Origin of the sequence: Thermococcus sp. (assembly GCF_027012695.1) — an archaeon.
In the GTDB taxonomy this organism is placed as follows: domain Archaea; phylum Methanobacteriota_B; class Thermococci; order Thermococcales; family Thermococcaceae; genus Thermococcus.
Window position 1 is genome coordinate 1 of record NZ_JALUYR010000106.1, and the last position, 8,258, is coordinate 8,258.

At 53.4% G+C, this 8,258-nt stretch carries 6 protein-coding genes and 1 pseudogene; 6 read left to right on the forward strand and 1 reads right to left on the reverse strand.

From position 1 onward, the window contains the following. Positions 1-812 (reverse strand): annotated as a pseudogene (locus MV985_RS08015) (NAD-dependent epimerase/dehydratase family protein); the annotation flags it as partial. An 80-nt stretch (positions 813-892) separates the two neighbouring features. Here MV985_RS08015 and MV985_RS08020 point away from each other — a divergent pair. The 6 genes from MV985_RS08020 (at position 893) to MV985_RS08045 (ending at position 8,112) form a co-directional block, all read left to right on the forward strand. Continuing rightward, positions 893-1,315: a nucleotidyltransferase domain-containing protein gene (locus MV985_RS08020; protein WP_297465096.1), complete on the forward strand. Its 423-nt coding sequence runs from the start codon at positions 893-895 to the stop codon at positions 1,313-1,315. A 51-nt stretch (positions 1,316-1,366) separates the two neighbouring features. After that, entirely contained in the window at positions 1,367-1,762 is a 396-nt protein-coding gene (locus MV985_RS08025) for a DUF86 domain-containing protein (protein ID WP_297465099.1), read from the forward strand. Further along, a complete protein-coding gene (locus tag MV985_RS08030; protein ID WP_297465101.1) occupies positions 1,763-2,758 on the forward strand; it encodes an NDP-sugar synthase in 996 nt (331 codons plus the stop codon). It abuts the gene before it with no gap. Positions 2,759-2,796: 38 nt separating this feature from the next. Then, positions 2,797-3,639 (forward strand): HAD-IIA family hydrolase, encoded by an 843-nt coding sequence (locus tag MV985_RS08035; protein WP_297465103.1) that lies wholly within the window; start codon positions 2,797-2,799, stop codon positions 3,637-3,639. Continuing rightward, a complete protein-coding gene (locus MV985_RS08040; RefSeq protein ID WP_297465104.1) occupies positions 3,617-4,051 on the forward strand; it encodes a ferritin family protein in 435 nt (144 codons plus the stop codon). Before MV985_RS08035 ends, MV985_RS08040 begins: the two co-directional genes overlap by 23 nt. A 188-nt stretch (positions 4,052-4,239) precedes the next feature. Next, complete coding sequence (locus tag MV985_RS08045) at positions 4,240-8,112, forward strand: adenosylcobalamin-dependent ribonucleoside-diphosphate reductase (RefSeq protein ID WP_297465106.1); 3,873 nt, start codon at positions 4,240-4,242, stop codon at positions 8,110-8,112. Positions 8,113-8,258: the final 146 nt, after the last annotated feature.

Sequence of the window (8,258 nt, forward strand, 5' to 3'; positions counted from 1 at the left end):
CAACGCCACCGGTAAAGTGGAACTCCGGCTTTAGGTCCATCCCCTCGCCCCCTATCTCCGCTATCTCCCTTTATCCAGTCGTCGTTGCCGAGGTTGTAGAAGTCAACGGTTTTACCTTCCTCCCTGAAGTGCTTGAAGATATGCACCATCCCCTCAACCGTGTCACTCACGTAGAGATAGCTCTTCCTCTGGGTTCCATCCCTAGTATCTCGAGCCCCTCAGGGTTTCTGCGAAGCTTGTTGATGAAGTCGTAGATGATGTCGTGGTTGGAGCGCTCGCCTATTATGTTGGCCAGGCGGAAGATTAAGGCCCTGAAGCCGAAGGTGTGGGCGTAGCCACTTATCAAAGCCTCAGCCGTTAACTTCGCCCCGCCATAGACACTTATCGGCTCGAGTGGGGCGTAATTCTCGGCGTGGGGATAACCTCCGCACGAAGAACGGCGAGGAGCTTGTGGAGACCAGGTGTTGGGTGCCGGATTCTCTCATCGCGTTGAGGAGGTTGTAGGTTATGAGGACGTTCGTTTCGTACAGATCGTACAGAAGCTCCGGGCTCTGGGAGCCGATTCTAACCTCTGGGTTGGCCGCGAGGTAGAAAACTACGTCCACGCCATCAACGGCCTTCTTGACTATTCCAAGGTCCCTCCTGTTCCCCTCTATGAACTCAAAACGCTCATGTTTGAGCCATCACTTGATGTTCTCCAGACTGCCAGCGCTCAGGTCGTCGAGAACCTTAACTTCCCAGCCAGAATCTATCAGTCTGTCGACGAGGTGTGAGCCTATGAAGCCAGCGCCCCCTGTAAAGAGAACCTTCATTGGTACCACCGGACATACCATGGGGCCATGCTCTTAGACTTTAGGGAAAAGCTTTTTACTCTTGCTGTGGATTTGAAATCATGATTAAAATCTACGAGCTCCCCAGAGAGCAAAAGGAGACAACAAAGTCAAAACTCAGGGAGTCGCTTATGGGGAGAGACGAGATACTGTTCGCCTACATCCACGGCTCTTTCATTGAGAACGAACCCTTTAGGGACATTGACGTAGCGATTTACATTAAAACGGCACCCGAAAGGTTTTACGAAATGGAGCTGGAGGAGGGACTCACCAGGCTCACAGGCTTCCCCGTAGACGTCAGGGTTCTGAACGATGCTCCGGTCACCTTCAGGTTCAGGGCAATCGGTGGCGAGCTCCTGTTTTCAAAGGACGAGAAAACAAGGTGCAGGTTCGAGGAGAAAACAATGGCCGAGTACCACGATTACTTTTTTCTTTTGAAAGCCTCGCCCTTTAGGGCGGGGAGGAGGTCAGTCATACTACCTTGAGCTATACAGGAGGAAGGCCTTGGAATATGACAGGGGGAGGTTAGCAGACTGATGGAGGAGGCGCAAAAGGCACTCAGTATACTGAATGAGCTCGGAACATTGGATGAGGAGGAGTTCCTGAGGAATAAACACTACGTATCGAGTGCCAAATACAACCTGCTGGTCGCCATCGAGGCGTGTATTGACATCGCATACCATCTGATATCAAAGAACAAGCTTAGACTCCCCCAAGACTACGCGGACTTCTTCAGGATCCTCAAAGAGAACGGCATTATAGGTGAGCGGCTGGCCCACCGCCTTGCCCTGATGGCCCGTTTCAGAAACAGGCTGGTTCACATATACTGGGACGTGGATGATGGCATGATATATCGCATTATAACTGAAGACGTTCGGAATATTGAAGAATTTTTGAATCACATCCGTAAAACGCTCAAAGGGGTGGGATAAATGAAGGCCCTGATAATGGCCGGGGGATACGCGACGAGACTCTGGCCGATAACGAAGGACAACCCAAAGGCCCTCCTGCCGGTTGGGGACAGGGTGATACTCGACTACATCATGGAGAACGTGGGGGAGCTGGGGATAGAAACCTATATCTCCACCAATCGCTTCTTCGAGGCCCACTTCAGGCCCTACGCCGAGAAGTACGGCGTAACTCTGCTGGTGGAAGACACACTGCACGAGGAGGAGAAACTCGGCACGATAGGGGCGATGAAGAAAGCGGTAGATGAACTCGGTCTCGATGATTACCTCGTCATAGCCGGGGACAATCTCTTCTCCTTCAGGCTGGCGGATTTCGTGGCAAACTACGGAGGAAGAACGCTGATAGCGGTTTACGACGTTGGGGATCCGGAACTGGCGAAACGCTACGGAGTTGTGGAAATCGAGGGGAGAAGGGTGGTGTCCTTCGAGGAGAAACCCCTCAACCCGAGCTCCACCCTCGTCAGCACGGGCGTCTACGTCTTTCCCCGGGAGGTAATGGCGCGCATAGACGAGTACCTGTCCGAGGGCAACCGGGATTCCCCCGGATACTTCATCCAGTGGCTCCTCGAGAAGGGAGAGGAGATAGAGGCGTACCCCTTCTCAGACTACTGGTACGACATAGGGAGTGCCGACAGCTACCTCGAGGCGCTGAGAACCCTCATGAAGGAGAGTCATGTAGAGGAAATCCAGATAAGTCCCTATGCCAAGATAATCCCTCCGGTGGTCATAAAGCGGGGCGCAAAGATCCTGGGAAGATCGATGATAGGCCCCTACGCCTACATAGGGGAGGACTGCGTCATAGAGAACTCGGACATAAGCGACTCCATCATATTCAGGGGCACTGTGATAAGAAACTCGACAATATGGCGCTCGATAATAGACGAGAAGTGCGAGATAAGGAACCTAGAACTGAGGAAGAGCCTGGTGGGGGGGCACGCCAAGATCCAGAGGGGGGAATAGGGGTTTAGCTTTTAAACCCCCGCTTCTTGGTTTTATCCATGAAACGAATTGCCCTGATCTTCGACATGGATGGTGTTATCTACCGCGGAAACGAGCCCATCGAGGGTGCGGGAGAGCTTGTGGAGTTCCTAAAGGAAAGGGGAATCCCCTTCATCTTCCTCACCAACAACTCCACCCGGGATCCAGCCATGTACCGGGAAAAGCTCCTCTCGATGGGCATCAACGTTCCGGAAGAGAGAATAATCACCTCCGGCCTGGCAACGAGGCTCTACATGGAGAAACACTTCGAACCCGGAAAGGTCTTCGTCATCGGTGGCGAGGGTCTTTGGAGGGAAATGAAGCGCCTTGGATGGAGCGTTCTCGCCCTTGAAGAAACCGGAACTGGCGGTTGGAAGGAGGTCAAATACGTCGTCGTCGGCCTCGATCCGGCCCTAACCTACGAGAAGCTCAAGTACGGAACGCTGGCGATAAGGAACGGGGCGCGCTTTATAGGCACGAACCCCGACACTACCTATCCGGCGGAGGAGGGACTATACCCCGGCGCGGGAGCGATAATCGCCGCCCTGAAGGCATCCACGGACGTTGAACCGCTGATAATAGGCAAGCCCAACGAACCGGCCTATGAGGTTGCCGTGGAAAGACTGAAAAGGATAGGACCCTTCGACGAGATCTGGATGGTGGGCGACAGGCTGGACACGGACATAGCCTTCGCAAAGCGCTTCGGAATGAAAGCGATAATGGTCCTGACCGGAGTGAGCAACCTCGATGACATTGGGGAAAGCCCCGTAAAGCCAGACCTGGTCCTCCCAAGCGTGCGGGAGCTGCTGGATTACCTCAGAACGAAGCTGGGTGAGGGGAATGAACATCCGGGAACTCCTTGAGCGGCTGATACACCAAGAGAACGAGCTCTACAACCTCCACAAGCTGGGCGAAACCTTCGCCACCTTCGAGAGACCGGAGCTGGTGGAGACGTTCCAGCTTATGGCGGAGGAAGAGCTCAGGCACAGGAGAACCCTTGAGGACATGCTCTCGAACCGAGCCCTGGAGGACACGGCCGTCATAGACTACCTTGAATCCCTCTCCATAGAGCCAATGCTCGGCGACGTCAGGGCCAGGCCGGAAACCCTGGAGGCGCTGGTTCTGGAGGCGCTGGTGAGGGAGAAGCACGCCTATGAGCTCTACACGAGGCTTTCGACACTTCTCGAAGGTCCCCTCAGCCAGATTTTCCGGATGATGGCGGGGGAAGAGCTGAAACACGGCTACCGGCTCAAGCTGATCTACGAGGGCCTCTGAGGTGGACAAATTATCCGACATCTCCTTTTTCTACTCCAGCCCTAAAGGGTCAGATCGAGAGAAATAATTTCGTCATCCCGGCAAATCCGACGGGGACAAGATATATTTACCCCCAGTCCATATCTCGCCCTGCTGTTAATCATACCAATGCACATGGATATGTGCATTACTTCGACAGAGGTGTTTATATGGCCGTTGAAAAAGTGATGAAAAGGGATGGCAGAATTGTCCCCTTTGATAAGGAGCGTATAAGGTGGGCTATACAGAGGGCAATGCTAGAAGTAGGAATCCACGACGAAAAACTTCTCAACAGGGTCGTTAGAAGGGTCGTCAGAAGGGTTAACGAGCTCTACGACGGTCAAATCCCGAACATCGAGAACATCCAGGATATAGTCGAGCTCGAGCTCATGCGCGCGGGTCTCTTCGACGTGGCTAAAGCTTACATCCTCTACCGCAAGAGGAAGGCCGAGATAAGGGAGGAGAAGAAGAAAATCCTTAACAAGGACAAGCTCGACGAGATTGACAAGCGTTTCTCCATTAACGCCCTCCGCGTTCTGGCTTCCCGTTATCTCATAAGGAACGAGAAGGGCGAGATAGTCGAGAGTCCGCGCGAGCTTTACGAGCGCGTCTCAACGCTTGCAGTCATCCCGGACCTGCTTTACGACGAGAGGGTTTTTGACAAAAACGGCGGGCATACGGCCGATCCGAAGGGCATCGAGAAATACCTCTCAAGGCTCGACGAGTACGACGGAAAGCTCTCGATCGGCAGGTTCAAGCTCAACAAATGGCACTTTGAGAGGCTCCTCAACCTCTACCGCGAGCTCGCTGAAAAGGGCCAGATGAAGGTCTCCATAGACGAGATTGTAAAGATGCTGGAGAACGGCGCCTTCGATAAATACGAGGGCGAGATCGAGGAGTACTTCAGGCTGATGACCGGCCAAATCTTCATGCCAAACACACCAGCGCTAATAAACTCTGGAAGGCCTTTGGGAATGCTTTCAGCGTGCTTCGTTGTGCCGATAGAGGACGACATGGAGAGCATAATGAAAGCAGCACATGATGTGGCCATGATACAGAAGAGCGGAGGGGGTACTGGGCTCAATTTCTCAAAACTCCGTCCGGAGGGCGATTTCGTCGGTTCAACGGCCGGCGCGGCGAGTGGACCCGTCAGTTTTATGCACCTCATAGATGCCGTCAGCGACGTCATAAAGCAGGGTGGCGTGAGAAGAGGAGCGAACATGGGAATCCTCGAGGTCTGGCATCCTGATATAGAGAAGTTCATACACGCGAAGGAGAGAAACACCGGAACCAACGTGCTGAGCAACTTCAACATAAGCGTCGGCATCTGGGAGGACTTCTGGGAGGCCCTAAAGGAGGGCAAGCGCTATCCCCTCGTTAACCCGAGGACCGGCGAGAAGGTCAAGGAAATAGACCCCAAGAGCCTCTTCGAGGAGTTGGCCTTCATGGCCTGGAGCAAGGCAGATCCTGGTGTTATATTCTTCGACGTCATCAACAGGAGGAACGTTCTGACGGAAGCAAAGGGCGGTCCCATAAGGGCCACCAATCCCTGTGTTGTGGGAGAGACCAGGGTTTTGACCCCGGAGGGATACATCAAAGCTGAAGAGTTATTCACGCTTGCAAAGGAACGCGGAAAGAAAGAAGCAGTGGCGGTTGAGGGAATTACAGAAGGAGGAGAACCGTACGCCTATTACATTGAAGTCTTACTCCCTGGAGAGAAGGAAATAAAGTATGAGACCGTCCATGGAAACACAGTTGAGGTTGCAGACCCCGTTTCAGTTCCGGCCTACGTATGGAAGGTTGGTCTGAAGGAAGTAGCCCGCGTGAGGACAAAGGAGGGGTACGAGATAACCGCAACGCTCGACCACAGGCTAATGACTCCCGATGGATGGAAAGAGGTAAAAGACCTGAAGCCGGGAGATAAGATAATCCTACCAAGGTTCGAAATCGAAGACGAGTTTGGTAGTGAAAGCATTGGGGAGGACCTAGCTTTTGTTCTTGGCTGGTTCATCGGAGATGGATACCTCAATGTGAACGACAAGAGAGCCTGGTTCTACTTCAACGCAGAGAAGGAAGAGGAGATAGCGTGGAAGATAAGGGAAACACTTGCAAAACACTTCGACATTAAAGCTGAGCCTCACCGCTACGGCAATCAGATTAAACTCGGTGTCAGGGGAAAAGCATACAAATGGCTTGAGAGCATTGTAAAAACCAACGAGAAGCGTGTGCCAGAGGCTGTTTTCAGACTAAAGCCAGCGGAAATAGCCTCATTCCTCCGCGGTCTCTTCAGCGCCGATGGCTACGTTGACAACGACGAGGCCATAAGACTCACCTCCAAGGACAGGGAGTTACTGAGGGAGGTCCAAGACCTCCTACTGCTATTCGGCATACTGTCAAAGCTCTACGACAGGCCTTACGAGAGTGAGTTCAAATACACAACCAAAGAGGGAGAGGAGAGGACATACCACAGTGAAGGTTACCACGAGCTCGTCATAGCGAACTACAGCAGAAAGCTCTTCGCGGAGAGGATAGGATTCGAAGGCTACAAGATGAAGAAGCTTAGCCTGAAGAAGACGAAAGTAGACGAACCCATTGTTACAGTCGAAAGTGTTGAAAACATCGGCAAAAGACTCGTCTACGATTTCACGGTTCCTGGGCACCACTCCTACATAAGCAACGGCTTCCTAAGCCACAACTGCGGAGAAGAGCCCCTCTACGAGTACGAATCCTGCAATCTAGCGAGCATAAACCTTGCAAAGTTCGTAAAGTATGACGATGAGGGCAAACCCTACTTCGACTGGGACGGGTATGCGTACGTTATTCAGAAGGTCGCCAAGTACCTCGACAACGCCATCGACGTCAACCGCTTCCCGCTACCTGAAATAGACCGTAATACAAAGCTCACCAGGAGAATAGGCGTCGGAATGATGGGCCTTGCCGATGCCCTCTTCAAGCTGGGCATTCCCTACAACAGCGAGGAAGGCTTCGCATTCATGAGAAAGGCCACCGAGTATCTGACGTTCTACGCCTACAAACAGAGCGTCGAGACCGCTAAGGAAAGGGGAAGCTTCCCGCTCTACGAGAAGACCAGATACAAAGACGGTGAGCTGCCGGTTGAGGGCTTCTACCACAGGGAGATATGGAACCTGCCCTGGGACGAGCTCGTCGAGGAAATCAGGGGGTACGGCGTTAGGAACGGTATGGTCACCACCTGCCCGCCGACAGGCTCGGTTTCGATGATAGCCGACACCTCCAGCGGAATCGAGCCGATATTTGCCCTCGTTTACAAGAAGAGCGTAACCGTTGGGGAATTCTACTACGTTGACCCTGTTTTTGAGGCCGAACTTAAGAAGCGCGGTCTCTGGAGCGAGCAACTCCTAAAGAAGATAAGTGACAACTACGGAAGCATACAGGGACTGGAAGAAATTCCTGAGGATGTGCAGAGGGTTTTCGTTACCTCGATGGACGTCCACTGGCTCGACCACATCCTCGCTCAGGCGAACATACAGCTCTGGCTCACCGACAGCGCGAGCAAGACGATAAACATGCCGAACGACGCGACCGTCGAGGACGTTAAGGCCGCTTACCTCTTGGCGTACAAGCTCGGCTGTAAGGGCGTAACCGTCTACCGCGACGGTTCTCTCAGCGTTCAGGTCTACAGCGTCGAGGGCGAGAAGAGGCAGCGCGTCAAGGCGAGGCCGAGTGCCTATGCAGTCGAGCGGCTCAAGGCCATCGTCGAGGCCGAGCCATGGCTGGCGCGCTTCATCAACGTTGAGGCAATACCCAACGGCACCAACGGGAAGAAGGAGTCCCCGTCCGGAGGGCTGACCTTCTCGGTCTCCCCCGTCCCGGCACCGAAACCCGTTCACGGACACCACCCCACGGAGAAGCCGGAAATCACGGAGGAGAAGATTAAAGAGCTCCTCGGCGTTGCCTACTGCCCGGTTTGCTACGAGAAGGACGGCGAACTCGTGGAGCTGAGGATGGAGAGCGGCTGCGCCACCTGCCCGCGCTGCGGCTGGAGCAAGTGCGTCATCAGTTGAGCTTTTCCTCCCTCCGACCTTTTTAACATTTTTCTGCCAAAATAGGTTTTTTAAGGCGTTTCTTTTAACTTCAACCAATCACCCAAAGCTTAAGTGCTGGGCATAGAACTCACGCTATTCGGAGGTGTTGACATGGACAGGGTTTA